General features: G+C 73.2%; 24 protein-coding genes. 10 read left to right on the forward strand and 14 right to left on the reverse strand.

Annotated elements, in window-relative coordinates:
- Positions 1 to 40 precede the first annotated feature (40 nt).
- Genes ABZ862_RS25570 through ABZ862_RS25580 form a run of 3 tightly spaced genes read right to left on the reverse strand, consistent with a single transcriptional unit; the run spans position 41 to position 3,824 of the window.
- A complete protein-coding gene (locus ABZ862_RS25570) occupies positions 41 to 895 on the reverse strand; it encodes a xanthine dehydrogenase family protein subunit M (RefSeq protein WP_360962232.1) in 855 nt (284 codons plus the stop codon).
- Positions 892 to 3,267 carry a molybdopterin cofactor-binding domain-containing protein gene (locus tag ABZ862_RS25575; protein WP_360962235.1) on the reverse strand — a complete coding sequence of 792 codons (2,376 nt, stop codon included), beginning with the start codon at positions 3,265 to 3,267 and terminating at the stop codon, positions 892 to 894. Before ABZ862_RS25575 ends, ABZ862_RS25570 begins: the two co-directional genes overlap by 4 nt.
- On the reverse strand, positions 3,264 to 3,824 hold the full coding sequence (locus ABZ862_RS25580; RefSeq protein WP_360962238.1) for a (2Fe-2S)-binding protein: 561 nt from the start codon (positions 3,822 to 3,824) through the stop codon (positions 3,264 to 3,266). Before ABZ862_RS25580 ends, ABZ862_RS25575 begins: the two co-directional genes overlap by 4 nt.
- 223 nt (positions 3,825 to 4,047) lie before the next feature.
- On the opposite strand from ABZ862_RS25580, the gene ABZ862_RS25585 reads away from it, so the two are divergent.
- On the forward strand, positions 4,048 to 5,919 hold the full coding sequence (locus tag ABZ862_RS25585) for a cellulase family glycosylhydrolase (RefSeq protein ID WP_360962241.1): 1,872 nt from the start codon (positions 4,048 to 4,050) through the stop codon (positions 5,917 to 5,919).
- 90 nt (positions 5,920 to 6,009) lie between these two features.
- Here the strand turns inward: ABZ862_RS25585 and ABZ862_RS25590 are convergent, their stop codons facing one another.
- Positions 6,010 to 6,267 (reverse strand): DUF1876 domain-containing protein, encoded by a 258-nt coding sequence (locus ABZ862_RS25590; RefSeq protein ID WP_360962244.1) that lies wholly within the window; start codon positions 6,265 to 6,267, stop codon positions 6,010 to 6,012.
- 1,337 nt (positions 6,268 to 7,604) lie between these two features.
- On the opposite strand from ABZ862_RS25590, the gene ABZ862_RS25595 reads away from it, so the two are divergent.
- Positions 7,605 to 8,639, forward strand: coding sequence for a hypothetical protein (locus ABZ862_RS25595; RefSeq protein WP_360962247.1), 1,035 nt, complete (start codon positions 7,605 to 7,607; stop codon positions 8,637 to 8,639).
- A gap of 99 nt (positions 8,640 to 8,738) precedes the next feature.
- Here the strand turns inward: ABZ862_RS25595 and ABZ862_RS25600 are convergent, their stop codons facing one another.
- Together ABZ862_RS25600 and ABZ862_RS25605 are read right to left on the reverse strand one after the other, a co-directional pair.
- Entirely contained in the window at positions 8,739 to 9,986 is a 1,248-nt protein-coding gene (locus tag ABZ862_RS25600; protein WP_360962250.1) for a YncE family protein, read from the reverse strand.
- Between the two features lie 193 nt (positions 9,987 to 10,179).
- The gene (locus tag ABZ862_RS25605) at positions 10,180 to 10,548 is read right to left on the reverse strand and encodes a nuclear transport factor 2 family protein (RefSeq protein ID WP_360962252.1); all 369 of its coding nucleotides are present in this window, start codon (positions 10,546 to 10,548) and stop codon (positions 10,180 to 10,182) included.
- A gap of 184 nt (positions 10,549 to 10,732) precedes the next feature.
- On the opposite strand from ABZ862_RS25605, the gene ABZ862_RS25610 reads away from it, so the two are divergent.
- From ABZ862_RS25610 to ABZ862_RS25625, 4 genes are all read left to right on the forward strand, one after another.
- Complete coding sequence (locus ABZ862_RS25610) at positions 10,733 to 10,999, forward strand: metal-sensitive transcriptional regulator (RefSeq protein ID WP_360962446.1); 267 nt, start codon at positions 10,733 to 10,735, stop codon at positions 10,997 to 10,999.
- Between the two features lie 125 nt (positions 11,000 to 11,124).
- Positions 11,125 to 12,210 (forward strand): S-(hydroxymethyl)mycothiol dehydrogenase, encoded by a 1,086-nt coding sequence (locus ABZ862_RS25615; RefSeq protein ID WP_360962254.1) that lies wholly within the window; start codon positions 11,125 to 11,127, stop codon positions 12,208 to 12,210.
- The gene (locus ABZ862_RS25620) at positions 12,210 to 12,839 is read left to right on the forward strand and encodes an MBL fold metallo-hydrolase (RefSeq protein ID WP_360962257.1); all 630 of its coding nucleotides are present in this window, start codon (positions 12,210 to 12,212) and stop codon (positions 12,837 to 12,839) included. Before ABZ862_RS25615 ends, ABZ862_RS25620 begins: the two co-directional genes overlap by 1 nt.
- 163 nt (positions 12,840 to 13,002) lie before the next feature.
- Entirely contained in the window at positions 13,003 to 13,701 is a 699-nt protein-coding gene (locus ABZ862_RS25625) for a L,D-transpeptidase family protein (RefSeq protein WP_360962260.1), read from the forward strand.
- A gap of 17 nt (positions 13,702 to 13,718) precedes the next feature.
- On the opposite strand, the gene ABZ862_RS25630 is transcribed toward ABZ862_RS25625, so the two are convergent.
- Positions 13,719 to 14,921 (reverse strand): Gfo/Idh/MocA family oxidoreductase, encoded by a 1,203-nt coding sequence (locus ABZ862_RS25630; protein ID WP_360962261.1) that lies wholly within the window; start codon positions 14,919 to 14,921, stop codon positions 13,719 to 13,721.
- 220 nt (positions 14,922 to 15,141) lie between these two features.
- Here ABZ862_RS25630 and ABZ862_RS25635 point away from each other — a divergent pair, with 220 nt between their 5' ends.
- Positions 15,142 to 15,315, forward strand: a complete 174-nt coding sequence (locus tag ABZ862_RS25635) for a hypothetical protein (protein ID WP_360962263.1) — start codon at positions 15,142 to 15,144, stop codon at positions 15,313 to 15,315.
- An 85-nt stretch (positions 15,316 to 15,400) separates the two neighbouring features.
- Here the strand turns inward: ABZ862_RS25635 and ABZ862_RS25640 are convergent, their stop codons facing one another.
- Complete coding sequence (locus tag ABZ862_RS25640) at positions 15,401 to 16,807, reverse strand: S1 family peptidase (protein WP_360962265.1); 1,407 nt, start codon at positions 16,805 to 16,807, stop codon at positions 15,401 to 15,403.
- 169 nt (positions 16,808 to 16,976) lie between these two features.
- On the opposite strand from ABZ862_RS25640, the gene ABZ862_RS25645 reads away from it, so the two are divergent.
- Complete coding sequence (locus ABZ862_RS25645; protein WP_360962267.1) at positions 16,977 to 17,369, forward strand: PPOX class F420-dependent oxidoreductase; 393 nt, start codon at positions 16,977 to 16,979, stop codon at positions 17,367 to 17,369.
- Between the two features lie 21 nt (positions 17,370 to 17,390).
- On the opposite strand, the gene ABZ862_RS25650 is transcribed toward ABZ862_RS25645, so the two are convergent.
- Together ABZ862_RS25650 and ABZ862_RS25655 are read right to left on the reverse strand one after the other, a co-directional pair.
- Entirely contained in the window at positions 17,391 to 17,807 is a 417-nt protein-coding gene (locus ABZ862_RS25650) for a hypothetical protein (RefSeq protein WP_360962270.1), read from the reverse strand.
- Between the two features lie 174 nt (positions 17,808 to 17,981).
- Positions 17,982 to 18,650, reverse strand: coding sequence for a TetR family transcriptional regulator (locus ABZ862_RS25655; RefSeq protein WP_360962449.1), 669 nt, complete (start codon positions 18,648 to 18,650; stop codon positions 17,982 to 17,984).
- A gap of 238 nt (positions 18,651 to 18,888) precedes the next feature.
- On the opposite strand from ABZ862_RS25655, the gene ABZ862_RS25660 reads away from it, so the two are divergent.
- Positions 18,889 to 19,614 (forward strand): peptidoglycan-binding domain-containing protein, encoded by a 726-nt coding sequence (locus ABZ862_RS25660; protein WP_360962273.1) that lies wholly within the window; start codon positions 18,889 to 18,891, stop codon positions 19,612 to 19,614.
- A 109-nt stretch (positions 19,615 to 19,723) separates the two neighbouring features.
- Positions 19,724 to 20,209, forward strand: coding sequence for a flavin reductase family protein (locus ABZ862_RS25665; protein WP_360962276.1), 486 nt, complete (start codon positions 19,724 to 19,726; stop codon positions 20,207 to 20,209).
- Between the two features lie 282 nt (positions 20,210 to 20,491).
- Here the strand turns inward: ABZ862_RS25665 and ABZ862_RS25670 are convergent, their stop codons facing one another.
- The 4 genes from ABZ862_RS25670 to ABZ862_RS25685 form a co-directional block, all read right to left on the reverse strand.
- Complete coding sequence (locus tag ABZ862_RS25670) at positions 20,492 to 22,936, reverse strand: SpoIIE family protein phosphatase (protein ID WP_360962452.1); 2,445 nt, start codon at positions 22,934 to 22,936, stop codon at positions 20,492 to 20,494.
- Between the two features lie 89 nt (positions 22,937 to 23,025).
- Entirely contained in the window at positions 23,026 to 23,406 is a 381-nt protein-coding gene (locus tag ABZ862_RS25675) for a hypothetical protein (protein ID WP_360962279.1), read from the reverse strand.
- 415 nt (positions 23,407 to 23,821) lie between these two features.
- The gene (locus ABZ862_RS25680; protein ID WP_360962282.1) at positions 23,822 to 24,745 is read right to left on the reverse strand and encodes a MurR/RpiR family transcriptional regulator; all 924 of its coding nucleotides are present in this window, start codon (positions 24,743 to 24,745) and stop codon (positions 23,822 to 23,824) included.
- A 143-nt stretch (positions 24,746 to 24,888) separates the two neighbouring features.
- Positions 24,889 to 26,478 carry a phospholipid carrier-dependent glycosyltransferase gene (locus ABZ862_RS25685; protein ID WP_360962455.1) on the reverse strand — a complete coding sequence of 530 codons (1,590 nt, stop codon included), beginning with the start codon at positions 26,476 to 26,478 and terminating at the stop codon, positions 24,889 to 24,891.
- Between the last annotated feature and the right edge of the window lie 323 nt (positions 26,479 to 26,801).

The following is a 26,801-nucleotide window of genomic DNA, read 5'->3' on the forward strand; positions in this document are numbered from 1 at the left end:
GACCGGCCGGCCGCCGGGCGGTGTCACTGCTGATCGGCGCTCACCCCATCCCGGCCGCGGCCAGCACCGCGCGTCTCGTCAGCACCCGCGCCAGGTGCGCCCGGTACTCGGGGGAGGCGCCGATGTCCCGCGACGGCCGGGTGCCCTCCGCCGCCGACCGCGCGGCCAGCGCCACCGCCGCCGCGTCCCCGGCGCCGGACAGGGCCTGCTCGGCGGCCGTCGCCCGCAGCGGCACGGCGCCCATGTTGGTCAGGCCGACCCGGGCCTCGGCGATGTGCCCGTCGTCGCTCCTGACCAGGGCGGCCACACCGACGACGGCATAGGACTGGGCGACCTGGTGGAACTTCTCGTAGTGGAAGCCCCAGCCCTCCTTCTTGGGCACCCGCACCTCCACCAGCAGCTCGTCGGGTCCCAGAGCCGTCTGGAGGTAGTCGACGAAAAACTCGCGGGCCGGGATGCTCCGCCGCCCGCCGGGGCCCGCGGCGACCAGTTCCGCGTCCAGCGCGAGCGCCACCGCGGGCAGGTCGCCAGCCGGGTCGGCGTGGGCGAGGGAACCGCCCAGGGTGCCCCGGTGGCGTACCGCGGGGTCGGCGACGGTGGCCGTGGCGGCGGCCAGCAGCCCGGCGTACCGCCGTACCAGCGGGTCGTGCACCACCGCGTGCTGGGTGGTGAGGGCGCCGATCACCAGCGTGTCGCCCTCCTCCCGCACGCCGCGCAGGTCGGGGATCCGGCCCACGTCCACCACCAGCTCGGGAAAGGCGAGCCTGAGCCTCAGCAGCGGCAGCAGGCTCTGGCCGCCCGCCAGCACCTTGGCGTCCTCACCGGCGTCCGCGAGGAGCCGTACCGCCTCGTCGACGGCGGTGGGGCGGGCGTAGTCGAATGCGGCGGGGATCATGCCGAGGCCTCCTTCCGCGCGGACTCGACCGCGCGCCACACGCGTTCCGGGGTGCAGGGCATCCGCACGTCGTGGACGCCCAGCGGGCGCAGCGCGTCGACGATCGCGTTGACCACGGCGGGTGTCGAGGCGATCGTCCCGGACTCGCCGACGCCCTTGGCGCCCAGCGGGTTGGAGGTCGCCGGGGTCTCGGTGCGGTCGGTCACGAACTCGGGCAGATCGGGGGCGCCGGGCACCAGGTAGTCGGCCAGACTGGCGGAGACCAGGTTGCCCTCCTCGTCGTAGACGGCCTCCTCGTACAGGGCCTGCGCGATGCCCTGGGCGAGACCGCCGTGCGTCTGGCCCTCGACGATCAGGGGGTTGACGACCTTGCCGACGTCGTCGACGCAGACGTACGAGCGGATCGTCGTCCCGCCGGTCTCGGTGTCGACCTCGACGGCGCACAGATGGGTGCCGTGCGGGTAGGAGAAGTTCTCCGGGTCGAGCACGTGCTCGGCGTTGATGGTGGGTTCCATGCCGTCGGGCAGGTCGTGCGAGGTGAACGCCTCGAAGGCGATCTCCTGGATGGACCTGCGGGCCTCCGGGGAACCCTTCACCGCGAACACGCCGCCGGTGAACTCCAGGTCCTGCTCGCTGGCCTCCAGCAGATGCGCGGCGACCTTGCGGGCCTTGTCGACCACCTTCACGGCCGCGTGGTGCACGGCCGCGCCGCCGACGACCAGCGACCGGGAACCGTAGGTGTCCATGCCCTGCGGGGCCGCCTTGGTGTCGCCGTGGATCACCTCGACGTCCTCGAACGGCACGCCCAGCACGTCGGCGGCGATCTGGCTCCAGGCGGTGACGTGCCCCTGCCCGTGCGGGCTGGTGCCGGTGACGACCTCGACCTTGCCGGTGGGCAGCATCCGGATGGACGCCGCCTCCCAGCCGCCCGCCCCGTAGCGCAGGTCCCGCAGGACGCGGCTGGGGGCGAGACCGCACATCTCGGTGTACGTGGACACGCCGATGCCGAGCCGTACGGTGTCACCGCGCGCGTTGCGGTCGGCCTGCTCGGCGCGCAGCGTGTCGTAGCCGAACAGGGCGAGTGCCTTCTCGGTGGCCGCCTCGTAGTTGCCGCTGTCGTAGGTGAGGCCCGCGATGCTGGTGTACGGGAACTCCTCGTGCCGGATCCAGTTGCGGCGCCGCACCTCGACCGGGTCGAGGCCGACCTCGGCGGCGAGTTCGTCCATGGCGCGCTCGATGGCGTACGTCGCCTCGGGGCGTCCGGCGCCGCGGTAGGCGTCGGTGGGGGTGCGGGTGGTGAAGACGCCGGTGCAGTCGAACTCGTAGGAGTCCATCTTGTAGATCGCCGGGTACATGAACGCGCCGAGGATCGGGATGCCCGGGGTGACCAGCATCAGATAGGCGCCCATGTCGGCGATCAGGCCGACCTTGACGCCCAGCAGCCGGCCGTCGCGGGTGGCGGCCAGTTCGATGTCCTGGATCATGCCGCGGCCGTGGTGGGTGGCGAGGAAGTTCTCCGAGCGGGACTCGGTCCACTTCACGGGCCGGCCGGTCCTCCGCGCCACGGCGAGGGCGATCGCCTCCTCGCCGTACACCTGGAGCTTGGAGCCGAAGCCGCCGCCGACGTCGGGGGCGATCACCCGCAGCTTGTGCTCGGGGATGCCGGTGACCATGGCGAGCATGATCCGCGCGATGTGCGGGACCTGGGTGGCGGTCCAGAGGGTGTACTCGCCGGACGCCGAGAGCGGGGCGGCGACGACCGCGCGGGGTTCCATGGGGCTGGGGACCAGCCGCTGCTGGAGGTAGCGCCGCTTGAGGACGACGTCGGCGCGCTCCCGTACGGCGGCGAAGTCCTCGCCGGTGCGCAGCGGCCAGTCGTAGCAGCGGTTGGTGCCCTTGTCCGCGTGCACCAGCGGGGCGTCCTCGGCGAGGGCGGCCTCCAGGTCCAGGACCGGGGGCAGCGGGGTGTAGTCGACCTCCACCGCCTCCAGGGCGTCGGCCGCCGCGTACCGGTCGCGCGCCACGACGACGGCGACCGGGTCACCGGCGTGCCGCACCTCGTCCACGGCCAGCGGCGGGTGGTCGGGATGCACCATGTCCTCGGTGACCGGCCACGCGCACGGCAGCGAGGCGAGCCCGTCGGCGAGGTCGGCCCCGCTGAAGGCGGCGACCACACCGGGACGCTCCAGGGCGGGGGAGACATCGACCCGGTCGATGCGGGCGTGCGCCATGGGGCTGCGCAGGATCGCCATGTGGAGCAGGCCGGTGACGGTGATGTTGTCGGTCCAGTTGGTCTGCCCGGTGATCAGCCGGGCGTCCTCCTTGCGCAGGCGGGCCCGGCCCACCTCGGCTTCCACGGCCTGGTCGGTCATGCCGTGACCTCCTCGGAGTGCCGCTGCCCCGCCGTCCGGTCCGACGCGTCGCCCGGCGCCTGCCCGGACTCCCGGGCCGTGCCCGGCTCGCCGTCCGCCTCAGCCTCCGCCGCGGCCAGCACCGCGCGGACGATGTTCTGGTAGCCGGTGCAGCGGCACAGGTTGCCCTCGAGGCCCTCGCGCACCTCGTGCGCGGTGGGGTGCGGGTTCTCGCGCAGCAGGTCACGCGCCGCCATCAGCATGCCGGGGGTGCAGTAGCCGCACTGCAGGGCGTGCCGCTCGTGGAAGGCGCGCTGAAGTGCCGTCCACTCGCCGTCCCTGGCCAGACCCTGCACCGTGGTCACCGTCCCGCCGTCCGCCTGCACCGCCAGTACGGCGCAGCTCTTGACGGTCGTGCCGTCGAGCTCGACCGTGCAGGCCCCGCAGTTCGAGGTGTCGCAGCCGATCGGGGTGCCGGTGAGGCCCAGGCGGTCGCGCAGATAGTGCACGAGGAGCAGCCGGGGCTCCACCTCGTCCTCGTACGTCGTGCCGTCCACCTTCACCGTGATGCGGGTCATGGGCCCTCCAGAGCCGTGCGACGGAAGCGAGGGGGAGCGAGGGGAGCAAATAGAGCGAGGCGAGCGAGGGGATGGGGATCGGGGAAGCGCGCGCGGAAGGGAGCAAAGCGGCCAAGTGGCGTGATGCTGGTCACTCTATGTCCGGGCCGTGGCCGGGGCGAGTGGTGCGACAGGTGTTTGTTGACCATTGACCTGTCGGCGCGGACATCTGACTGTAATGAACATGGCAAACTTACGGGCACGTCTGACACGACCGTTCGCCGTCCTCGCCGTCTCCGCCGCCCTCGGCGGGCTCCTGACGGTGACGGGCGCGGCTCCCGCCGGCGCCGCCCCCGCCGGCTCCCTCCCCTTCGACGGCTCACCCCTGACCGTGCAGAACGGCCGCTTCACCGACTCCTACGGCCGTGAGGTCGTCCTGCGCGGCTACAACGTCTCCGGCGAGGCCAAGCTCGCCGAGAACACCGGCCTGCCCTTCGCCTCCGTCGCCGACGCCCAGAAGTCCGCGAACGCGCTGCGCGCCCTCGGCGGCGGCAACTCCGTGCGCTTCCTGCTCTCCTGGGCCTACGCCGAACCCGTGCGCGGCCAGGTCGACACCGCCTACCTGGCCGCCGCCACCGCCCAGCTGCGCGCCTTCCTGGACGCCGGCATCCGCGTCTACGCCGACTTCCACCAGGACCTGTGGTCCCGGTACCTCTTCAACACCGGCAGCTGGTACACCGGCGACGGCGCCCCGCAGTGGGCCGTCGACGCGGGCGGCTACCCGCAGGAGTCGTGCGGCATCTGTCTGTTCTGGGGCCAGAACATCACGCAGAACCAGGCGGTCACCCGGGCCTTCCACGACTTCTGGCACAACTCCTACGGCCTCCAGGACGCCTTCCTCGCCACCGCCCAGACCACGATGGCGTATCTGAAGCAACACCTCACCACCGACGAGTTCGCCGAGGTCGTCGGCTTCGACCCCTTCAACGAGCCGTACGCGGGCAGCTACGACTCGGGGCAGACCAGCCGCACCTGGGAACGCGACCTGCTGTGGCCGTTCTACGTCGCCTTCCGCGCCCGGATGGACGCGGCCGGCTGGCAGGACAAGCCCGCCCTCGTCGAGCCCAACCTGTTCTGGAACGCCAACATCGACACCCAGAAACAGGAGGGCGGCCTGCTCGACGCGGGCACCCTCGGCCCGCGCTACGTCTTCAACACCCACTTCTACGACCAGAAGGCGATCTCCGGGATCCTGATGTGGGGGAAGGCATCCGACGGCCAGTACGCCACCGACTTCGCCACGGTCCGCGACCGCGCCTCGGCCGCCGGGACGGCCGCCGTGGTCAGCGAGTTCGGGCACCCGCTGTCCGGCACGGTCTCCGACAAGGCGCCCACCGTCGACAAGGCGATGTACCAGGCGCTCGACTCCCGCCGCAAGGGCGCGGACTGGTGGACCTCGCCGTCCGGCTCCGGCCCGGTGCTGTCCGGCTCGCAGTGGCAGTGGGACATCTACAGCGGCCGCCACCACGAACTGATGAACGCCAACCCCGACAAGGTGCTGACCTCCGGCGACGCCTGGAACGACGAGGACCTGTCGGCCGTCTCCCTCGACGGCTCCGGGGCGGTGACGCTCCGTCAGGACGCCCGCCTCCTCGACCGTGTCTACCCCGGTGCCACGGCGGGCACCACCCTCGCCTTCACCTACGAGGACCGCTCCCGGGACGGCTCCACCACCCTGACCTGGAACCCGGTGCCGAGCACCCTGCCGAACGTGCAGCAGCTCGTCGGGTCGGGACAGTACGGGCTGCTGGTGTGGCGCTCCAACGGCGGCTCGGCACCCACCGAACTGCACCTCCCGGCGTCCTTCCCCACCGCCACGACCACCGTCGTCTCCGACCTCGGCACGGTCTACGGCCCGCCGTCCTACACCTCCGCCACCCCGGTCGCCGCCGCCGCGGAGCCCGGCGGCACGGGCAGCCGGCGTCTGCTGCTGACCGCCGCCGACTCGGGCGTGCTGCACTACGCCCTGGTCACCAACGGGGCGACGGCACCCTCGGCCACGCTGCTGGCCGCGGCCCGCTCCGAACTGGCGGCGTGGGCCGCGGCCCGGTTCTGACCTCCGGCGCGCTTCCGCTCTTCGCGGGGAGCGCGGGGAGGGGGGAGCGGGGGAGCGGACCGGGCGGTTCTCCGGTCCGCTCCCGTCGCGTCACCGCGCCAGCGGACCCGCCAGGTCCACGATGTCGTCGGACGCGACGTCGTGGAGCCGGATCGCCAGGTCCTCCAGCGCGCGGCTGGCGGCGAGTTCGTCGCCGATCTCGGGGATGGGCCGGTCGACCGGATTACGGCGGGCCACCCCCCGTCCCGTGACGGCGGACGTGTCCCGGGTCCTCAGCACGGCCCGGGCGCGGGTGTCGTCGCCGTCCTCGGTGATGTAGACGTCCACGGTCCACTGCTTGGCTTCCATCGTGATCACTTCCGTGCGGGGAAGGAGGGACGACAAGGAGGAACCACGCGGGGCGAAACAGTTCCTTCCCCTACCTGCCAGCCTGCGCCCGCCCCCCGGCCGGGTCCAGAGCCGAACGGCCTTTTCGCCGCGGTGCGGGGCCTGTCCGGCGGAACCGGCAGTTCCGGTCGCCCCGGGTGGGCAGGGGCGGACCCGGACACCCGCGAGGCGGAGCGGGAACCGACACGCCGACGACCTCTGCCGCGTGGGCACAGCCGAGCGCGGGGGAGCCGGCGACCGAGAGCCGTGCCGCCGGGATCTCCTGTGCGAGGGCCACGCCGCTGGGTTCCCCTGCGGGAGGGCCGTGCCGCCGGGGTCTCCGGGTGAAGAGGGCGGCGGGTGTCCTGGCGCCGGGGGTGCGGCTGCGGGGTGCCCTGTGCGAGGGCCACGCCGCTGGGTTCCCCTGCGGGAGGGCCGTGCCGCCGGGGCTTCCGGGTGAAGAGGGCGGCGGGTGTCCCCGCGCCGTGGGCACGGCTGCGAGGGCCCCCGGCGCCGAGGGCGTGGCGGAGGGGGGCTCGGGGTGAAGGACTCGGCGCCGGGGCCCGCGGCTCCGGTGCGGTTCGCCGGCAGGCGTGGGCGGGAGCGCAAGGGCCCTGTCGTCCCGGGAGGAGGGGACCTGTGGTCCGGCGGTGACCCGGTCGACGCATACCGGATCAACCGTCCGTGATCGTTCCGCGATCGTCCCGCACCGGCCAAGGCCCCCGCCCCCTCCGGTCGTTGGCGGCGGGCGAGCGGCCGGGACCGGCTCCGGCGGTCCGTCCTTCCCGCCGGGGACAGGGACCGTCGGTCCCGCAAGAGGGCGCAACGGCACCCCGGGTGGGGAAGATCGGCCGCCCCGGGCGGCGGGGCCGGTGCGCGAAGCTGGTCCCTGACCGACCCGGAGTCCTCCCGGGTACGACCCGGGCCGCCGCCTCCCTCGCGGCGGTGGGCCGTACCGGGTCCGGACCGGTCGCCCGTCCGGCCGCCCGCCCGTCTGCCCTGACTGCGGGGCGGCCGGACGCATGTGCGGCCCCTTCTCCCGTCCGGCGCGGCGGATGCCGCACCCGGCACCGGCTCCTGGTGCGACCACGGCACCACCCCTCCCCGAGACCGTCACCGGCCCGGGGGCGCCGAGGCCGCCGCACCGCCGGGCATCCGGCCGGTCGGACAGCCTCCCCAGGAGCCCGTACCCGACACAGGGCCCACCGTCGCTGGCGCAGGGCCGGACGGTCCCGTCGCCGGTACCGCACGGCCCTCCACAACCGCCTGGTGGTGACGGAGCGTAGACCCCACGGAGAGAGCCCTGCAGAGGAGCAGAGATGCACACCACGGGAGTCCAAGCCGTTGCCCTGGAGACCCTGATCTCCGCGGCGGTTGCGGCACCGTCGATCCACAACACCCAGCCCTGGCGGTTCGATCCGGACCCGGTCGCCCGCACCATCGAGGTGCGCCTGGACCGTGAGCGGCAGCTGCCGCTCGCCGACCCCCAGCGCCGGGCGATGTATCTCTCCGTGGGCGCCGCCCTCTTCAACCTCCGGATCGCCGCGGCGAACGCGGGCCGCCAGCCCGTCGTACGGCTGCTGCCGCACCTGGGCGACCCCGACCTGGTGGCCATCGTCCACCTGGCCGGCAGCGCCATGTACGAGCGCCCGCTCTACCGCGCCCTCTACGAGGCCGTCGACCGCCGGCACACCAGCCGTATGCCGTTCACGGGCCGGCCGGTGCCCGAGCCGGTCGTCGCGGGCATGGTCGCCGCCGCCCGCAGCGAGGGTGCCCACCTCGACGTGCCCGACATCCTCGGCACCCAGCGCCTGCTGCGCCTCACGGCCGCCGCCGAGGCCCGCAACCGCGCCGACGCCGAGCGGGTCGCCGAGACCCGCGGCTGCATCGCCCTGCCGGGCGACGAGACGCCGTACGGCATCCCGGTGGGCGCCCTCGGCCCCCGCGAGGCCACCGGCCGGGTGCCGATGCGGGACTTCGCCGGCATGCTGCCCGGACTGCGGCTGCCCGTGCTGCCGTTCGAACGGCACGCGCAGGTGGCCCTGCTGTGGACCGGGCGCGACCGGCGCGAGGACTGGCTGCTCGCCGGCCAGGCCCTGCAGCACGTGCTGCTCCTCGCGACCGTGCACGGGGTGCGCACGTCGATCCTGCACCAGGCGATGGAGTGGCCCGACCTGCGGGAGGCCACCGGCGCCGCGCGCCGCCGCTGCTGCCCGCAGCTGATGATCCGCTTCGGCTACGGCCCCGACGGCGGCCCCACCCCGCGCGCCTCCGGTGTCGCCGACGACGCCTCCGCCGCCGAGACGGTGCGTGCCGGGGGCCCGGCGTTCCCGGTGCACGGCAGCCGCTTCTGAGCCGGCGCGCCGCCGGGAACCGTGCCGGTACGGCACCGGCGGCGGGACCGATGCCGTACGCGGGCCGGACCCGCGCCCGCGCCCGGGTGCGGGCGGGTGTCAGCTTCCGGACGGGCCCGTCCAGTCCGCGGACACATGGCCGAGCCTGACCCGCTGCGGATGGTCGCCCACCGGGACCGACAGCACCTTCTGGCCGGTCGCGAAGTCGATCGCGGTCACCTGGTCGGCGCCGCTCTCGGAGATCACGCAGTCCTGGCCGTCGCCGCTCACCGTGGCCCAGTAGGGTGTCGACGCGGTGACCAGCGGGCCCTCCTGGAGGGTGGCCCGGTCGACGACGGTGGCGTAGTTGTCCATCGTCCCCGCGACACACAGCTTGGTGCCCGCCGGGTTCATCGAGATGCCGTGGTGGCGCGAGTCCAGCAGCCAGGTGGTGCGGTCCGTGCTGGTCGCCGGGTTCGAGGGCAGTGTCTTCACCCGGGTGATCCGGTCGGCGGCGACGTCGTACTCCAGGAAGCCGTTGAAGAACGACACCTGGAAGTAGAACTTCGACCAGTCCGGGCTGAACGCGGCGGGCCGCACCGCGTCGGAGTAGTCCTTCAGCCCGATCGCGTCGAGCCGGTCCCGCATGTCGATGACCTTGACCTGCTTGAAGGTCGTCGCGTCCACGACGGTGATGTGCCGGTCGCCCTTGGTCCAGTCCCAGATCGGGTCGTCGAGCGAGGTGGTGACCTCGCCGATCGCCATGTTCCAGATGTACTTGCCGCCGTTGGTGAAGACGTTCTCGTGCGGCTTGTCACCGGTCGCGAACTCGCCGACCTCCTGCCCGGTGTCGATGTTCAGCACCTGCACCTTGTTCGCGGTGGACGCCGAGACCGCGACCCGGGTGCCGTCGGGGGAGACCGCCATGTGGTCGGCGCGGTAACCGGCCACCGGGAAGCGCCAGTTGATCTTGTCCGTGGCCAGGTCGATGGAGACGACGTCGGCGAAGCTCGGCCGGGAGACCACCACGGACTTCCCGTCCGGCGTGGAGTACATGTCGTCGACGTACTGGTCGTGGCCCTGCCCGACCTCGTTGCGGATCCCCATGTAGTAGATCCACTTGATGGGGTCGGCGTTGATCTCGGCGATCCGCTGCGCCTTGTCGGGCACGACGTCGATCTGGCCGACCTTGGCGAAGTCCCCGGAGGACTTCAGGACGGTGGCGGTGCCGTCCCAGTTGTTGCCCACGAACAGCACCTCCCGCAGCGCGGCGGACGAGTCCGCGGTGGCGGCGGTCGCGGGGGCGGCGACGGTCAGTACGAGGGCGGCGGCCACGGAGCAAAGGTGCCTGGGTCTGAAGGCAGCCATGTCTGCTCTCTCCTCTGGGGGCGACGGCATGCGGGGAAAGCCGGAGAACGGGGTGCGCATGCGCAACACACCTGCCCCGGCAGCAACTTACTGAAAAGTAAGGAGGAGTCGCCCCACTTCACAAGACTGCGGACATGACAAAAATCGGGTCCGGTTCGCCGGTGCGGCGCCCCGGACCCGGACCGGTTCCCTCCTATTCGTCCCAGGCCTGGATCAGGATCTCCTCGGCGATCTTGCCGTCGCGCAGCGTGACCATCGACTCGGTGAACACCCGGATGCCGTCCGCGTAGCGGCAGGACTGGCTGTAGGCGGCGTGGTCGCCCTCGACGACGCACCGTTCCAGCTTGTGCGTCATGTCGCGGCTGTAGATGTCCTCGTACATCGCGCGGATCTCGTCCCTGCCGTGCAGCACCATGGGGTGGCTGGGCTGGGTGTTGCGGTCCACGACGCGGATCTCCGCGTCGTCCGCGTACAGGGACGCGAGTGCCGTGGCCGAGTGGCCCTCGACGCCCCGGCGCAGGGTGTCGGTGTCGAACGGGGTGGAGCTTGCCGCGGTGCCCATGCTGACCTCCTTCGAGGATCCGCGGCCCTCGAAGGAGGCGCGGGCCGCGGGTGTCCCACTCTCCGAGACTCCTCCGCGCGGGTGGGCCCGGCAAACGCACGTCGCGCGCACCGGAGGGTAAAATACCCCTAAGGGTATACAGAGGAGAGGGAAGACCGTGGAGCTGCAGTTCGAGAACGACGAGATGAAGTCGGTGCTGAACCGGCTGCGCAGGGCGCAGGGACAGATCTCCGGCGTGATCAGGATGATCGAGGAGGGACGGGACTGCGAGGACGTCGTGACCCAGCTCGCCGCGGCCTCCCGGGCGCTCGACCGGGCGGGCTTCGCGATCATCGCCACCGGGCTGCAACAGTGCATGACGGGCCTGGACCAGGAGGGCGCCGACGGCCGGACCGCGGGCACGGAGGAGATGAAGGGCCGGCTGGAGAAGCTCTTCCTGTCCCTGGCGTAGCCGCGGCGGCGGCGCGGCCCCGGTCCGGCCGGCGGTGACGGCAGGGGGGTCCTCCGCGCCTACCGATCAGTCACCCGTAAGGTCGGGGAGTATCGACTCCGGACAGTGCGGAAGGGGCCAGCACCATGGCACAGGAAGTACGTGGCGTGATCGCGCCGGGCAAGGACGAGCCCGTGCGGATCGAGACGATCGTCGTGCCCGACCCCGGTCCGGGTGAGGCCGTCGTGCGCGTCCAGGCCTGCGGCGTGTGCCACACCGACCTGCACTACAAGCAGGGCGGCATCAACGACGAGTTCCCGTTCCTGCTGGGCCACGAGGCGGCGGGCGTGGTGGAGTCGGTCGGCGAGGGCGTCACCGACGTGGCGCCGGGCGACTTCGTGATCCTCAACTGGCGTGCGGTGTGCGGACAGTGCCGGGCATGTCTGCGGGGCCGCCCGTGGTACTGCTTCGACACGCACAACGCGAAGCAGAGGATGACCCTGAAGGACGGTACCGAGCTGTCCCCGGCCCTGGGGATCGGCGCCTTCGCGGAGAAGACGCTGGTGGCGGCCGGCCAGTGCACCAAGGTCGACCCGGCCGCGGCACCCGAGGTGGCCGGGCTGCTGGGCTGCGGCGTGATGGCGGGCATCGGCGCGGCGATCAACACCGGCAACGTCGGCCGCGGCGACAGCGTCGCCGTGATCGGCTGCGGAGGTGTCGGAGACGCGGCGATCATGGGCTCGGTCCTCGCCGGAGCGTCCCGCGTCATCGCCGTCGACATCGACGACCGCAAACTCGCCAAGGCGCGGGAACTGGGCGCGACCCACACCGTGAACTCCACGCAGACCGACCCGGTCGAGGCGGTGCGCGAGCTCACCGGCGGGTTCGGCGCCGACGTCGTCATCGAGGCCGTCGGCCGCCCGGAGACCTACCGGCAGGCCTTCTACGCCCGTGACCTGGCCGGCACGGTCGTGCTGGTCGGTGTGCCCACGCCGGAGATGAAGCTGGAACTGCCGCTGCTGGACGTGTTCGGGCGGGGCGGTTCGCTGAAGTCGTCGTGGTACGGGGACTGCCTGCCCTCCCGGGACTTCCCGATGCTCATCGACCTGTACCGGCAGGGGAGGCTGGACCTCGGCGCGTTCGTCACCGAGACCATCGGGCTCGACGAGGTGGAGAAGGCGTTCGAGCGCATGCACCAGGGCGACGTGCTGCGCTCGGTGGTGGTCCTCTGATGACCGCCCGCATCGAACGCCTCGTCACCTCGGGGCAGTTCAGCCTCGACGGCGGCACCTGGGACGTCGACAACAACGTGTGGCTCGTCGGGGACGACCACGAGGTCGTCGTCATCGACGCCGCCCACGACGCGGACGCCATCGCCGCGGCCGTGGGGGACCGGCGGCTGACCGCCATCGTCTGCACCCACGCCCACAACGACCACATCGACGCCGCGCCCGCCCTCGCCGACCTCACCGGGGCCACCGTCTGGCTGCACCCCGACGACCTGCCGCTGTGGCGGCAGACCCACCCCGACCGCGACCCCGACGCCCATCTCGCCGACGGCCAGGTCATCGAGGCCGCCGGAGCCGACCTGACCGTGCTGCACACCCCGGGGCACGCGCCCGGCGCCGTCTGCCTCTACGACCCCGGTCTCGCGGCCGTGTTCACCGGCGACACCCTCTTCCAGGGCGGGCCGGGAGCCACCGGCCGCTCCTTCTCGCACTTCCCGACGATCGTCGCCTCGATCCGCGACCGGCTCCTCACCCTGCCGCCCGGGACGAAGGTCCTCACCGGTCACGGCGATTCGACGACCATCGGCGCCGAGGCGCCCCACCTGGACGAGTGGATCGCCCGCGGCCACTGAGCCGTCCGCGGCCACGTGAGCCGCCGCTCCCGGCGGGGACGGACCGCCCCCGCCGGGAGAAACGTAACCATTCGGTCCCAGGACGGCCGTCACCGCAACCACCGCCGCGATCCGCGGGTCCAATGAAACGGAAGGTCCGGACATGAGGAGGGGAAGATCGGCCATGGGGGACATACGCAGACGTGCCGCCGTCGTCCTGGGAGTCACCGGACTGGTGGCCCCGCTGACGCTCGCGGCCACCACGGCGCCCGCACAGGCGGCCACCAGCTGTACGACACAGACCGGCCCGTACCAGAAGCAGGTCGAGAAGTTCCTCGGCCTCAAGGTCGACGGCAAGCAGTCGTCCACCGACTGCAAGGCCGTCCGGGCCTTCCAGAACAAGCACGGCATCACCCCCGCCGTCGGCTACGCGGGCCCGGTCACCTGGGGCGTGATGGACCTGATGAACAAGCAGAAGGCCGTCGGCAAGAACCCCAACAAGGACGGCAAGTGCCCGGTCAACAAGGGCCGTATCGCCTGCGTCGACCTCACCCTCCAGCTCAGCTGGATCCAGGACGGCAAGAAACTCGTCTACGGCCCGGTGCCGGTGCGCACCGGACGTGACGGCTACGAGACCCGCACCGGCCTGAAGAAGATCTACTGGCGGGACATCGACCACGTCTCGACGATCTACGACGTGCCGATGCCCTACAGCCAGTTCTTCGACGGCGGCCAGGCGTTCCACTCCGTCGGCCTCAGCATGTGGAACCCGCCGGGTTCGCACGGCTGCGTCAACATGACCACCAAGGACGCGAAGTCGTACTGGTCGCTGCTGAAGAAGGGCGACGACGTCTACGTGTACGGGCGCAAGCCGGGCACCTGACCGGACCGCCGCCGCCCTCACACCCCCGGCGCGTCCCCGAAGTCCGGGATCTCCAGCCGGACCCCGCCCCGCAGCGCGGACCGGTGGGCGACGATCCCCGGCAGGGTGTAGCGGGCGGCGACCCAGGCGTTGACCGGCGGGGGCGTACCGGTGTTCACGGCGCTCACGAAGTCGTCGGCGAGGAAGTGATGGCTGCCCTCGTGCCCGTTGTGCAGCCCGTCGTACTCCCGCGGCAGCCGTGAGCGGTCGTGCACCGGTGCGCAGCCGGAGGTGAACGCGGCACGCAGCTCCGGCGCGACGTCCCGCAGCGCCGGATCGCCGGGAGCCGTGCCGGGCCCGGGCTCGAGCAGTCCGGTGATGTCCAGCACGCCCTTCTTGTCCTGCCACAGCGCCACCGTGGCCAGCTGTTCCATGCTCGCCTCCGTGCCGAAGAAGCGGAACCGGGACTCACGGATCTGCGAGGGGTAACCGACCCGGCGGAACTCGTTGGTGCGGAACGAGCCGCCGCCCGCCACCTCGAACAGCGCCGTCGCGTTGGAGAAGTCGTTGCCGAACCGGCTGACCGACCGGTCGAAGACGCCGTCGCCGCGCTCGTCGACGACCCCGATCGCCGACACGGTCACCGCGCGTGTCCGCCAGGCGCCCAGCACCCCGCCCACCGAGTGCGTCGGGTACAGCAGCGGGGGATAGCTGGCCGTCTCCTTCCAGTGCTCCCCGCCGCTGTAGCGGTAGGCGTCGTAGAAGCCGAGGTCCATGTCGTGGACGTAGTCGCCCTCGGCGTAGAAGATCCGTCCGAAGGCGCCCCGGTCGATCTGGTCGCGGGCGTGCACGGTGGCCGGGTGGTACTGGCTGGTCTCGCCCATCATGTACGTCAGCCCGGTCCCGCGGACCGCCTCGACGATCGCCGCGATCTCCTCCTCGGTGACGGCCATGGGGACCGCGGAGTACACGTGTTTGCCCGCCTCCAGGGCCCGCAGCACCAGCGGGCCGTGCGTCCAGCGCTGGGTGAAGATCCCCACGGCGTCCACCGCGTCCGACTCCAGCATGGCCTCGTACGACGGGAAGGTGCCCGTGAGACGCTCGGCGGCGGCCAGCCGCTCCGCGCGCTCGGGCAGCAGGTCGGTGACATACACGTCACGGACCCCGGGATGGGCGTGGAACAGTGCGGCGAACCGGCCGGAGAACTGTCCGGCCCCGACGATGCCGAGCGAGAACGTCATACGAGCTGCCCTCCACTGGTCATGGCTGAGGGCACTCACTGTCGGCACGCCGTGAACCGAGCGTCAAGGTGGTACCGGCCGCTCACCGCGGGCGCCCGGGGACGCGGCGGATGCGCCGTTGATTCCCGTCACGCGACGTGATCAGTGACACGTCCGTGATGTCCGTATGGGGTGAACTTATTCACAGCGCCTTCACGTTCGGGCCCGTAGGATCCACAGCATGTCCACCACTGTTGAATCCACCACCGAGCGTTCGGCGGCCGAGGTCAACGAGCAGATCCGGGCCCTGTGGCTCCGGTCGGGCGGGACACTGAACGGCGAGCAGCGCGAGGAGTACCGGCGGCTCGTCATGGAGTGGGCCGCGGTCGCTCCTCAGGTCGCCCGGGCGGCCTGAGCCCCGCCGGCCGCCGTCCTGACCGGCCTCTCGGCCGGCCCGCCCCGGTCCCGTCCGGCGTCGCTGCCGGATCAGCCCCGCGTCATCAGCCCCACGTCGCCGAGTAGTACCGCCGGTAGGCGTTGCGTTCCGCCTCCGCACGGATCCAGCGCGTCGCCACCAGCGCGATCAGACTGCCCGCGATCACCAGCAGACCCGGCCCGACCACGTTCGGGTCGGTCAGCCGCGCGGCCAGCGAGGTGTCCGCCGTCGTCCCCGTGACCGGCGCCGACGAGCCGGGGGAGGCCGCACCCGGCGCGATGGCGCTGTGCGTGGCCGAGGCGGACGGCGCGGGGGACGCCGCCGACTGCCCGGCCGCCGCGCCCTGCCCCTGCGCCTGCTGTCCCTGGGCCGACACCAGCAGCTTGACGTTGAGCGCGTTCAGCGCCTGGGTCACCGGCTGGAAGAACGTCGTACCGCCGGCCGTGCAGTCGCCGCTGCCGCCCGACGTCACACCGAGCGCGATCCCGTCGGAGAACAACGGCCCGCCGCTGTCGCCGGGTTCGGCGCACACCGTGGTCTGGATGAGCCCGGTGACCGTGCCCTCCGGGTAGTTGACGGTCGCGTTGAGCGCCGTGACCTGCCCGTCGTGCAGCCCGCTGGTGCTGCCGCTGCGGAACACCCGCTGTCCCACGGTGGGATCGGCGACCCCGGTGATCCGTACGCCCTTGCCGCCGCCGACCGCGACCACGTCCGCGCCGTCACCCGCCTTGCCCGTCGCGTACTTGACGAGCGAGTAGTCGTTGCCGGGGAAGGTGTCGTCGACGGTCGTGCCCAGCTGCTGGTTGCCCTGGCTGTCGGCGAACCAGATCGACCCGTTCGGGCCGCAGTGCCCGGCGGTGAGGATGAAGTCGCTCCCGCCGTCGGTCACGTTGAAGCCGGCCGAGCAGCGGCCGTTGGTGGAGAGGATCGGTGCCGCGCCGTTCAGCCGGGTGGTGAAGGCGCCCTGGGTGCGCTCCATGCGGACGAAGCCGCCGATGCCGTCGGCGACCCGCTTCAGCCGTGACCAGGCGGCGGCGGACACCGAGCTGTCGGCCTCCACCACCACCCGGTTGGTCGTGTAGTCGACCGCCCAGGCGGTACCGGCCACCCGGGGCGCCGAACGCAACGTGCCCGTGGCGGACGTGAGTTCCTCCATGCTGTGGCCGACCAGCTTCGCCTCGGCACCGGCCGCCCGCACCGCCGAGGCCGCGGCCGCGTCGGTGACCGCGACGACCGGCCTGCCGTCGGCGCCGATCCAGCTGCCCGCCGTACGGGCCGTACCGAGCTTCGCGACCAGCCCCTCGCCGGTGGCCCCCGCCGACGGCGTCGTGCCGCGCAGCACCACCGCGCTCCGCCCCGGGGGCTCGCTCGCCATGGCCGCCTGGGTGACCATCGCTCCCCCCAGGAGAAGTCCGCCGACGGCCGCCAGCCGTGCCACTCGCCGGACGACCCGTCGTCGTGCGTGCCTCATACCTGGCTCCCGAACCCCGAATACGCGCTGTCAACACCGCGGAGCCACAAGCGTGTTGGGCCCGCCCTCCCTTACGTGGCCGGGCACGCCCGCGTTCAGCGCGCGGGTGATCTCCTCGGGCGGCCCCGGCGGCACGGTGCGGACGGGCGTGGCGGCCTAGACTGCGCCCATGGACGACGACACGGCACCGGCCCGGCGGGTGGCCGGAGGAAAGTATCTGCTGGTCACCAGCTACCGCAGGGACGGCACCCCGGTCGCCACGCCGGTGTGGGTGGTGCTGGACGGCGACACGCCCGCCTTCTGGACGGTCACCGGCTCCTGGAAGGTCAAACGGATCCGGGCCCGCGCCGACGTCCTGGTCGGCCCCTGTGACGTACGCGGCAAGCCGACCGGTCACCAGGTCCCGGCCACCGCCGAGATCTGCGACGCCGAGGGCACCGCCCGCATCCGCCGGCTCATCGCCCGCAAGTACGGCATCGCCGGCCGGCTCACCCTGCTGGGCAGCCGGCTGCGCCGGGGCGCGGACGGCACGGTCGGGGTCCGGGTGACCCTCGCCCCGTGACCGCCACCGGGCCGGGCACGGTCAGGTCCAGGCCCGGTACGGCTCGTCGACCAGCTGGAACACCGGCTCGCCGCGCACCGGGTCCTTGGCGGTGGACAGCCGCACCCGGTCACCGCTGTGGATGCCGATCGGCGGCCCCATGACCCTGCCCCGCACCACGAAGCCCTCGGCCATCTCGATCAGCGACACATTGCGCGCGGCCGGGGTGTTGCGGTGCACCACCGTCGAATGGCGGACCGTGCCCATGCCCTCGCTGCGCTCCGTACGCAGCTCGCTGCCCTGGCACACCGGGCAGAGCACCCGGTGGTACATGGCGGTACGGCACCAGGTGCAGCGCTGGTAGACGATGGCCGCCGGGTCCTGGCGGCGGTCGGTGTCGAGAACCCCCACGGGGGCACCGGCGGTTGCGTGAACGGCGTTTCCTGAGAGGTGGTACACGCTGGTCAACTCCCTGCGCTCGGCCGGATCCGCGTATGCCGGGCTGGTCCGGGCACACCCGTATGCCCGGTTCACCGTGCCACCGCGCACGCCCGCCACCGTATGGCACTCAGTGTCAGACGTAAAGATACTGCGTACCCTCAATTTTTCGGATCTGCGGTGCCGGGCGGAGTCTCAGTCCCGGCCGAGGGTGGATTCGATCTCCTGCACGACCCGCCACAGCGGGGCGTCGCGCCGCGAGACGATGACCATGACGTCGTCCGGCTGGGTGGCCACCAGCGGTGCCGCGGTGTGCCCGAACGCCGCCTGGACATAGCCCAGCGCGTGGTCCACCGCGGTGTTCGCGTCGCCCTCGCCGTCCGAACGCAGCCAGGAGCGCAGCGCGTTGTTGTGCGCGGCGACCACGGCCGCCGCGACCACGTCGGCCTGCAGGATCCCGTCCCGCCGCCCGGCGAACCGGCCGCGCAGATAGTCCGCGAGCGCACGCTCGTAGCGCCACACCACCGACAGCTCGTACGCCCGAAGTCCCGGCACCTGCTTGGTGAGCCGGTAGCGCTGCACCGAGAAGGTCGGGTTCTCCGCGTACATGCGCAGCACCAGACGGGCCGCGTCGCACACCCTGCGCACCGGTTCGTCCGCGTCGTGGCTCGCGGCGAGGAACGCCGTCATGTCGGCGAGGCAGCGCTCGTGGTCCGGGAAGACCACGTCCTCCTTGGAGGGGAAGTAGCGGAAGAACGACCGCCGTCCGACGCCCGCGAGGGCCACGATGTCGTCCACCGTGGTGTGCTCGTAGCCGCGTTCCAGGAAGAGCCGGAACGCCGCCGCGATCAGGGCGTCCCGCATGGGCGGCTTCGCGGTCGTCGCCGCGCTGCTGGAGCTCATGGACGTGAACGTAGCATCCGCCGAGCTCGCACGGCACTCAGTGCAGCCCCATGAGGGAACTGAGTGCTCCCGGCCGGGGCGCACGGCACCGGGAGGGCGGGCCGGCCGGAACGGTTGAACCCATCCGCCCCCGTCCGCGTATCACTCTCCGGGGGACGGTCGACACCGCCCGTGCGCACGGGAACCGAAGGAGAGCAGAGTGCCGACACCCGCCGAACCGGGGCAGCCGCCGCAGGACCGCCCGGTCCTCGAACCCATCCGCGTCCTCAGGCCCCGCCGCACCGACGCCCTCGCGGAGCTGATGAGGGACATGCCGAGGGGCGGCGGCTACGAGTCCGTCACCGTCCCGCCCGACGAGCCCGCCCCCGGACGACGGCGGGGGACGCCCCCGGGGGACGCGCGGGGGACGGGACCGGACCCCTCGCTCGCCTTCGACGACGAGACCCAGGAACTCCCGGCCGTCCCTCCGGGCCGCGGCGGCCGGCACCCGGGCTCCGGTTCCGGACTGCGCCGTGCCGCGGTCGCCGTGGGAGTGGCCGCCGCGGCGCTGGCAGGCTTCGCCGCTGCCCTGCTGCTGCCCGCCCGCGGTGACGCCGCACCCGCCGCCCGGGCGTCCTCCCCGGCCGCCTCCGCACCGGCCGGACCGGCCGCGTCGGCCACCCCGGCCGACGGTACCGACCCCGACGGCGCCGGCACGCTCCGCGAGGGTGACAGCGGTCCCGAGGTCACCGAGCTCGAGCAGCGCCTGCTGCGTGTCCCGGACGTCTATCCGAACGGCTCCACCGGCGGCCGCTACGACGGGACGCTCACCGAGGCCGTCGCCCGCTTCCAGCTCTGGTACGGCATCCGCGGCGACGAGACCGGCGTCTACGGCAACGACACCCGCCAGGCACTGGAGTCCCGGACGACCCTCGACGGAGACTGACGGACGACGACGGACGGCGAGGAAGGACGGAGGGCGACGGGGCCGGGGTCTGTACGGCGGCTGCCGGGGCAGCAGACGGGGTGAGGACGACGGAGACGGTGGTGCGGGCATGGCGGACGTGGGCGCGTTCATCGACCGGCTCGACCCCGAGATGTGTGTGGTGACCGCGGTGGCGCGGGGCGAGCGGGCCGGCTGTCTGGTGGGCTTCGCCTCGCAGTGCTCCATGCGCCCCGTGCGGTACGTGGTCTGGCTGTCCCGGCTCAACCGCACCTACCGGGTGGCCCGGTCCGCCGACTTCCTCGCCGTGCACCTCCTGGACCGCGACCGGCGGGCGCTCGCCGCGCTGTTCGGCGGGCGCACCGGCGACCGCGCCGACAAGTTCGAGCGGCTGCGCCTGCGGGAGGGCTACGGCGGCGCGGTCGTCCTCGCCGACGCCACGGCGTGGTTCGTCGGCCGGACGGGACAGCACCTCGACGGCGGCGACCACGTCGGCTTCGTCCTCGACCCGGTCCAGTGGGGCACGCGTGACGGGACCGTCCCGCTGCTGAGGCTCACCGACTGCCGGGGAATCGCACCTGGTCACCCGGTCGACTGACAGCACCCCCGGTAGAGTCGAACACCAGGCAACGGGACGGGAAAGCCGGGATCCGTGCCCCCGCCCGCACCTCATCCTGGGGAGCCCCCATCGCGGCTTCCCGCCGCTCGACCGAAGGCTGCGCCGATGAGCGCCTCCCGCGTCCCGGGCCTGCTGCTGCCCGCCGTGTTCCTGCTGGCCCTGCTGATCGGCGTGCTCTGGTACTGGCGTCACCGTGACGACGACTGACCGCACCCGCACCCGCACCCCGTCCCGGCCTGCCGGAGGACGCCCGGCGGCCGGTCAGGCGTCCCCGGGCTTCTCGTCGTCCACCGGGACCTGGAGGTCCAGTACGCACACGTCGTCGCGCCGTTCGCCCTCCAGCATCGCGGCGAGCAGCGTGTCGAGGGTGCCCGTGCCGTCGGCCGGCCGGCCGGCCACCGCCTCCGCCAGCCGGGCCAGGCCCGCGTCGATGACCTCGGTGGGCCGCTCGACCAGGCCGTCGGTGTAGAACAGCACCCGGTCACCCGGCACCAGCCGGCACTCGGCCTGCTCGTAGTCCGGATCGGCGCTCGCGCCCAGCAGCACCCCGGCGGGGCGGTCGAGGTAGCGCACCTCGCCGTCGCGCACCAGCAGCGGCGGGAGATGGCCGGCCTGCGCCCACACCAGGCGGCGCTCCCCGGGGTCGTAGCAGGCCATGACCATGGTGGCGGTGGCGTGCGGGTCGTGCGAGTGCAGCAGCAGCGTGTTGAGCCGGTCCAGGGCCTGGGTCAGCGAGGAGCCCGTGATGACCATGCCCTTCGCGGTGAAGCGCAGCTGGGCCATGGTGGCGACGGCGCCGACCCCGTGGCCCGCCACGTCACCGACCACGAACAGCGCCTTCCCGTCGGGCAGCTCGATGGAGCTGAACCAGTCCCCGCCGACATGGACCCCGGACTGCGCGGGAAGATAGGCGACCTCCACGCGCAGCCCGGCCAGGGCGACGGCCTCGCCCGGCATCGGCAGCAGCGCGTGCTGCAACCGGGCGGCCAGCGCGCGCTCGGCCCGCAGCACCCCGTGCTGGGTGAGGATGGCCTGCTCGCTCTGCACCAGCGCCAGCTCGGCCCGCCGCAACGTCGTCATGTCCTGGACGAACCCGTGCACCTCGGCAGGCGTGCCGTGGCGGTCCGGCACCGCCTCCGCGACGGCCCGCAGGTGCCGGGTGCCGCCGGCCGCCCTGATCCGCAGCGGCAGGTCGAAGGACCGGCCCTCACCGGCCAGGGCCGTGACGGCGTGCAGCAGCTCGGGCCGGTCCTCGGGCAGCACCAGGTCCGCGAGCCGTTCCAGGGCCACGGGGCCGAGCGCCGGGTCGCGGTCGAAGATGGCGTACATCTGCGGCGACCAGGAGACGTCGCCGGTGGTGAGGTTCCAGCTCGCCCAGCCCAGATTGGCGAGCCGCTGCACGTCCGCCATCCGCTGCTCCAGCGTGTCGGCGTCGTCGTGCCGGATCCAGTGCAGCACCAGCCGCTCGCCGAGCCGTGCCGCCCGCACCGAGTAGAGGGCGGTGCGCGACACCCCGCCGAGCACCTCGTGCGACGTGAACGGCCGTCCCTCGAACGGCTCCCCGGTGGCCAGGGTGCTCAGACAGCCCTGCCACAGCGGCTCGCTCGCGGCGGCCGGGAAGCACTCCAGCAGCCGCAGGCCGACCAGGTCGCGTCCGGTCCTGCCGAGATTGTCGACCGCCTGAGGGGTCGCGGCGTCGATGCGGTAGTCCTCGACGCTCCGTACGGAGGCCGGGTCCGCGGGGCCGTGCAGCGGGGTCAGCAGCACCGTGGCGCCCGGCAGCACGTCGAACACCGCGCGCAGGGGGTGCGGGACGTCTCCGGGCGTGTGCGACGGATCCGCGTCGAAGGTGCGCAGCCGTCCCGCGCACAGCCGGGCCACCGCACGCAGCAGTTCCCGCTGCTCCGGAGCGAACGGTCCCGCGTCACGGCGCAGCACACCGAGTGCGACGGTGGCGGTGTCCTCGCCGGTCGGCACCGGCAGCCAGGCACGGGAGTGCCACCGGCGCGGCGGGTCCTCGATGAGCACGTACCGTTTGCGGTCCTGCTCGGCGTCCTCCAGCCAGTGCGCCTTGCCCGCCTCCAGGGCGTCGACGGCGGCGTACCCGCTGCCCGGCGGCACCCGGCTCCAGCGTTCGGCGAGGCTCCGGCCGACCCCGGCGTGGCCGGCGAGTTCGAGGCCGCCGCCGGGCGCGCGGGTGTAGAGCAGCACCGCGTCGGCGTGGGTGTCCGCGGCGAGATGCTCCAGCAGGCAGCCGGCCAGTTCCTGCGGTGAGCCGGCGCGGATCAGGTCCCGGCCGAGCCGGGCGAGGGCGCGCGCGTGCGTGTCGTACTCGGCGGGGGGCGCCGTGACGGCGGGCGAGGAGGCCACCGCCGGGGCGACGGGGGCGGCGGGCGGTCCGCTCCGCGGGGCCGCGCGGAGGGCGCCGAGGGTGATCCAGCATTCCTCCATCAGGGTGCGGCCGCCGTCCGCGGCCCGCCGCAGCAGTTCGTCGTGGGCGTCGGCCGCGTCGCAGCCGGTGAGGGCCATGAGCGCGCCTTTGGCCCGCTCGAGCACGGCGGTGGTCGCCGCGAGATCGTCCGCCCGGTCCGCCTCCGCCCGCTGTCCGGACACGGCGTCCGGCGGTGCCGTCCGGTCGGGGCCAGGGACGGTACCGCGGTCCGGCGGGTGCGCGGGCTCGCTGGTCACGCGTCGAGCATCGCACATCCGAGCGGGTCGGATCACGGGACCGTTTGCTCCCGGCCCGCCCGGCGGTGGCGGCTCCGGGCAGGCCGCCGGGCGTCCCCCGGGCGAGGTCAGCGGGCTGCGCCGGGACCGACCAGGGCGTCGGTGACGGCGCGGACGCTGCGCGCGATGTGCTGCAACTGGAGGACCTCGGCCGCGTACAGCTTGATCGTGTGCTCGATCACCGACTCGGGCATACCGAGCCGGGGCAGGTCGGCGCGCGCCGTCTGCAGCGCGGTCCTGGCGACCCGGATCTCCTGCTGGACCTGGATCTGCGCGTGCCGGGCCAGCAGGACGGGGTGGCGGAGCAGCACGGGGTAACTGGCGTAGCGCGCCGGGACCAGCTCGCGCAGCCATCTGGCGGCGGAGCGTTCCCAGTCGTAGCTGCCTGGCGTCTTCACCTGGCACGGCCAGTCGGGGCTGAGACGCGTGGTCGTCACGGGCATGGTCATCGCTTCCGGGGGTGCGGCGTGGCGGGGGCGGTCCGACGGGTCCGAGGGGTCGGAAGCGGCCCCGGTCCAGGGGATGACCGGGGCCGCCGTGGGCGGGCGTTCGCACAGGGGACGGCGATGCCCCGCCGGACACCCCAGGCGCCGACGTGGGTAGGCGACGGCGGCCGGGGGTGGGCGTGCGGTGCCCCGGGTGACGGACGGTGCCTGCGCGGCAGCGGGTGCGAGTGGCGCATGAGCGGTCCGTCGGCTTTCTCGGGGCAGGTGGGAATCCGTTTGCAGTATTTATATATGTCGTTCGGTTTGCAAGGCGTATGAAAACATTCATGCGGGATATGAGGTGAATGGGATGAACGATCCGCCTATGTCACCGTGTGACGCCCGCCTCCCGCGACGCCCGGTTCTCCGCCGGGACGGTTCAGTCCTTCAGGAAGAACTGCCGCCGCTCGGCCAGCTGCTCGTACTCCTCGAGCCGTGCCCAGGTGCGCTCCGGGTCGGCGTCGGTCATCGCCTGGAGCAGCGCGGCGGACATCAGGCCGGGTGCCGCGTACGAGTCGAAGACCAGGCGGGAGCCGGTACCGGTGGCGAAGACGACCTCGGCCTCGTCGGCCAGCGGGCCCAGGCCCAGGTCGGTGACCAGTGCGATCCGCAGCCCGGCGGAGCGGGCCACCTGGAGCGCGTTCAGCGTCTCGTGGTGGTGCCGGGGCATCCCGAAGGCCAGCACCCAGGTGCCGCCCGCCTCCCTGGACTGCAACAGGGTGTCGTAGGCGACGCTGCCGCCGTGGGTCACCAGCCGGACGTCCGGGTGGATCCGGCGGGCGGCGTACGCGAAGTACTCCGCGAGCGACACCGAGATGCGCAGCCCGAGCACGGTGAGCGGGGCCGAGCGGGACAGCTCGCGGCCGACCCGGATGACCCGGTCGGGATCGGCGAAGTCGTGGCGCAGGTTCTGGAGGTTGGCGATCTCGGCGTCGACGGCCGCCTGGAGTTCGTTGCTCCGGTCGGTCTCGGCCGCGCCCGGACCGCCCGCCAGCCTGCTCAGGGCCGCCGCCTGGAGTCTCTCCCGCAGCGCCGGGTAGCCGCTGAAGCCCACCGCGGCGGCGAACCGCGTGACCGACGGCTGGCTGACCCCGACCCGGTCCGCGAGTTCCGTGATCGACAGGAACGCCGCCTCGGCGATGTGCTCGATCAGGTACTGGGCGATCCGCCGCTGCCCGGGCGACAGGCGCGGCCCGTCGAACAGCTCCCTGAGCTGGGAGGTCGGCGCCGCCTCCGCCTCCGGCGCGGTCCTGCCCGAGGTGATCGCGGCGGCCTGCGCGCGTGCCTGCTGCGGCGATGGCACGGGTGCGTCTCCTTTGTCTGCCACGATCATTCAACATAGCTCACACGGCGGCCCGGCCGGCATGCCCGCAGGACGGCGCCGGCGGGCGCCCCGGGCCGCCGCGGCCGGTGCGCGGGGCGGCACGGCGCCGCGGTCCCGGCCGGTCAGCGCCGGTAGACGGTGATCGAGTGCCCGACCTCGTCGACCGCCCGGCCGGTGCGGATCAGCATGGCCAGCCGCCCCCGTGCCTTGGCCACCCACGAGTCCGACACGACCAGCAGCCCGTGCACCTCGCCGGGCGGCACCCCGCGGGGGTCGCGCGCGTGGATGCCGTAGTACGACGGCACCCCGCTGCCCTTGTAGACCAGCCACACCCGCTCGCCCGGATACCGCTCGCGCAGCCGGTCGGCGAGTCTGCCGAGGTCCTGGCCCCAGTCGACGTTGGAGTCGTGCAGCCGCAGATGCGTCCCGGCGGGACCGCCGAACGCCTCGTTGGAGTACGGCAGGTAGTACGGGAACGTCAGCAGCGAACTCACCGCGACGTACAGCGCCAGCGCCCCCGTCACCACCGGCGTCCGGCGCAGCCGCACCGTCAGGACACAGCCGGCCGCCACCGCGAGGAACATCGGCAGGAACACCACGTACCGGGTGCCGAAGTCGCGGGTGCCGGTCATGGCGGCACCCAGCAGTACGGCGGGCGGGAGCAGTACGTACGGTGCGGCGGGCCGCAGCCGCCGTACGGCGAGCAGGGCGACGGCGCCCGCCGCCCACAGCGCGAGCATGCCCAGCGGCGTCTTCACCAGGAGCGCCGCGGGCAGGTAGTACCAGCGTGAACCGGTGTAGAGATGCCCGAACAGGAAGCCCTGCCAGGCATGGTCCTCCAGACCGAACTGGACGCGCATCCCGGCCCGGTAGGCGCCCGGCAGCGGCAGCAGCTCCACCAGGCGCTCCCGCAGCCCGTGCACCACCGGCACCGGTGCGACGGGGGAGAAGCGCAGCCGGGGATCCACCGCGAGGTACGACGCCCAGACCACGGCCACCGCGACGGCGGCCACCACGGCGGCCCGGCCGAGCCCGAGGACGAGCAGCCGGCGGCGTCCGGCACCCCGGGCGCCGCGCTCCTCCCACGCTCCGGCGACCGCCAGGAGCAGCAGCACCGGTACGGCGGGCAGCGCGCTCATCTTCGTGGCCACGGCCGCCCCCAGCGCCGCCCCGGCGAGCGGCGGACACAGCCGGGGTCCGCTCGGTGCGACCGTCCGGCCGGTCACCCCGGAGACGTGCCGCGCCCGCCGCAGCAGCCACACCGAGGTGAGCAGGAAACCCGCCATCGGCACGTCCAGGGTGGCCAGCGAGCCGTGGGCGACGGCATCGGGGGAGAACGTGTACAGCGTGAGGGCGAGCAGCCCGCCCCCGGCCCCGGCCAGATCCCTGGCGAACGCGAACACGACGAGACCGAAGGCGAGCGTCAGCGCGATCACCGGCAGCCGCGCCCACAGCATCAGCCGCCAGGGGTCGTTGCCCGACTCGTAGAGCAGATGCCGCCCCAACTGCCCCTGGTCGCCCCGGTAGGAGGCGTCGAAGTGCGGACCGGCCGCCGCCACACCGGCCATGACGACCAGTTTGCCCAGCGGCGGGTGCTCCGGGTTGTAGTCCAGGCTGTGCTCGTGCAGATACACGGCGGCCGTGCCGACGTAGACCGGCTCGTCCACCGTGGGAGTCTGCTCGACCGCCGTGGTCACCATGACCGCGGCCATCTGGGCGAGCAGCAGCGCCACCAGCAGCGGCACCAGCCGGCGGCGGTGCCGCCGCAGACCGCCGGACAGCCGTGAGCGGGCCCGGCGCGGCCAGGACCACCGGGCCGCCGCCGCGGGCCGTGCGGCGCGGGTGCCGTCCGGGCCGCCGGAGGGCAGGTCCGTCTGCTGTGCGCGCACCGTCGTCCACCCCGCGATGACCGCCCCCGGACGGGGCGGGAGCCGGCGGGGACCGCCGTACGGCCCCGCCGCCGCATCGCTCCCGCCGCCCCGCCCGGCGTCACCGCTGCACACGTCGTACCGGCAGACCCTCTGCCGTACACACG

The organism is Streptomyces sp. NPDC047000 (assembly GCF_040644295.1).
Lineage (GTDB): Bacteria > Actinomycetota > Actinomycetes > Streptomycetales > Streptomycetaceae > Streptomyces.

What these genes read in the sequence shown, in the direction of transcription:
- ABZ862_RS25665 (WP_360962276.1), top strand. Translation starts at nt 19,724, where the DNA reads ATGGCGGACGTGGGCGCGTTCATCGACCGGCTCGACCCCGAGATGTGT.
- ABZ862_RS25670 (WP_360962452.1), bottom strand. Translation starts at nt 22,936, where the DNA reads ATGTGCGATGCTCGACGCGTGACCAGCGAGCCCGCGCACCCGCCGGAC.
- ABZ862_RS25600 (WP_360962250.1), bottom strand. Translation starts at nt 9,986, where the DNA reads ATGGCTGCCTTCAGACCCAGGCACCTTTGCTCCGTGGCCGCCGCCCTC.
- ABZ862_RS25640 (WP_360962265.1), bottom strand. Translation starts at nt 16,807, where the DNA reads ATGAGGCACGCACGACGACGGGTCGTCCGGCGAGTGGCACGGCTGGCG.
- ABZ862_RS25625 (WP_360962260.1), top strand. Translation starts at nt 13,003, where the DNA reads ATGGGGGACATACGCAGACGTGCCGCCGTCGTCCTGGGAGTCACCGGA.
- ABZ862_RS25615 (WP_360962254.1), top strand. Translation starts at nt 11,125, where the DNA reads ATGGCACAGGAAGTACGTGGCGTGATCGCGCCGGGCAAGGACGAGCCC.
- ABZ862_RS25570 (WP_360962232.1), bottom strand. Translation starts at nt 895, where the DNA reads ATGATCCCCGCCGCATTCGACTACGCCCGCCCCACCGCCGTCGACGAG.
- ABZ862_RS25590 (WP_360962244.1), bottom strand. Translation starts at nt 6,267, where the DNA reads ATGGAAGCCAAGCAGTGGACCGTGGACGTCTACATCACCGAGGACGGC.
- ABZ862_RS25685 (WP_360962455.1), bottom strand. Translation starts at nt 26,478, where the DNA reads ATGGCCGCGGTCATGGTGACCACGGCGGTCGAGCAGACTCCCACGGTG.
- ABZ862_RS25575 (WP_360962235.1), bottom strand. Translation starts at nt 3,267, where the DNA reads ATGACCGACCAGGCCGTGGAAGCCGAGGTGGGCCGGGCCCGCCTGCGC.
- ABZ862_RS25580 (WP_360962238.1), bottom strand. Translation starts at nt 3,824, where the DNA reads ATGACCCGCATCACGGTGAAGGTGGACGGCACGACGTACGAGGACGAG.
- ABZ862_RS25645 (WP_360962267.1), top strand. Translation starts at nt 16,977, where the DNA reads ATGGACGACGACACGGCACCGGCCCGGCGGGTGGCCGGAGGAAAGTAT.
- ABZ862_RS25635 (WP_360962263.1), top strand. Translation starts at nt 15,142, where the DNA reads ATGTCCACCACTGTTGAATCCACCACCGAGCGTTCGGCGGCCGAGGTC.
- ABZ862_RS25655 (WP_360962449.1), bottom strand. Translation starts at nt 18,650, where the DNA reads ATGCGGGACGCCCTGATCGCGGCGGCGTTCCGGCTCTTCCTGGAACGC.
- ABZ862_RS25585 (WP_360962241.1), top strand. Translation starts at nt 4,048, where the DNA reads ATGGCAAACTTACGGGCACGTCTGACACGACCGTTCGCCGTCCTCGCC.
- ABZ862_RS25610 (WP_360962446.1), top strand. Translation starts at nt 10,733, where the DNA reads ATGAAGTCGGTGCTGAACCGGCTGCGCAGGGCGCAGGGACAGATCTCC.
- ABZ862_RS25630 (WP_360962261.1), bottom strand. Translation starts at nt 14,921, where the DNA reads ATGACGTTCTCGCTCGGCATCGTCGGGGCCGGACAGTTCTCCGGCCGG.
- ABZ862_RS25595 (WP_360962247.1), top strand. Translation starts at nt 7,605, where the DNA reads ATGCACACCACGGGAGTCCAAGCCGTTGCCCTGGAGACCCTGATCTCC.
- ABZ862_RS25675 (WP_360962279.1), bottom strand. Translation starts at nt 23,406, where the DNA reads ATGACCATGCCCGTGACGACCACGCGTCTCAGCCCCGACTGGCCGTGC.
- ABZ862_RS25605 (WP_360962252.1), bottom strand. Translation starts at nt 10,548, where the DNA reads ATGGGCACCGCGGCAAGCTCCACCCCGTTCGACACCGACACCCTGCGC.
- ABZ862_RS25620 (WP_360962257.1), top strand. Translation starts at nt 12,210, where the DNA reads ATGACCGCCCGCATCGAACGCCTCGTCACCTCGGGGCAGTTCAGCCTC.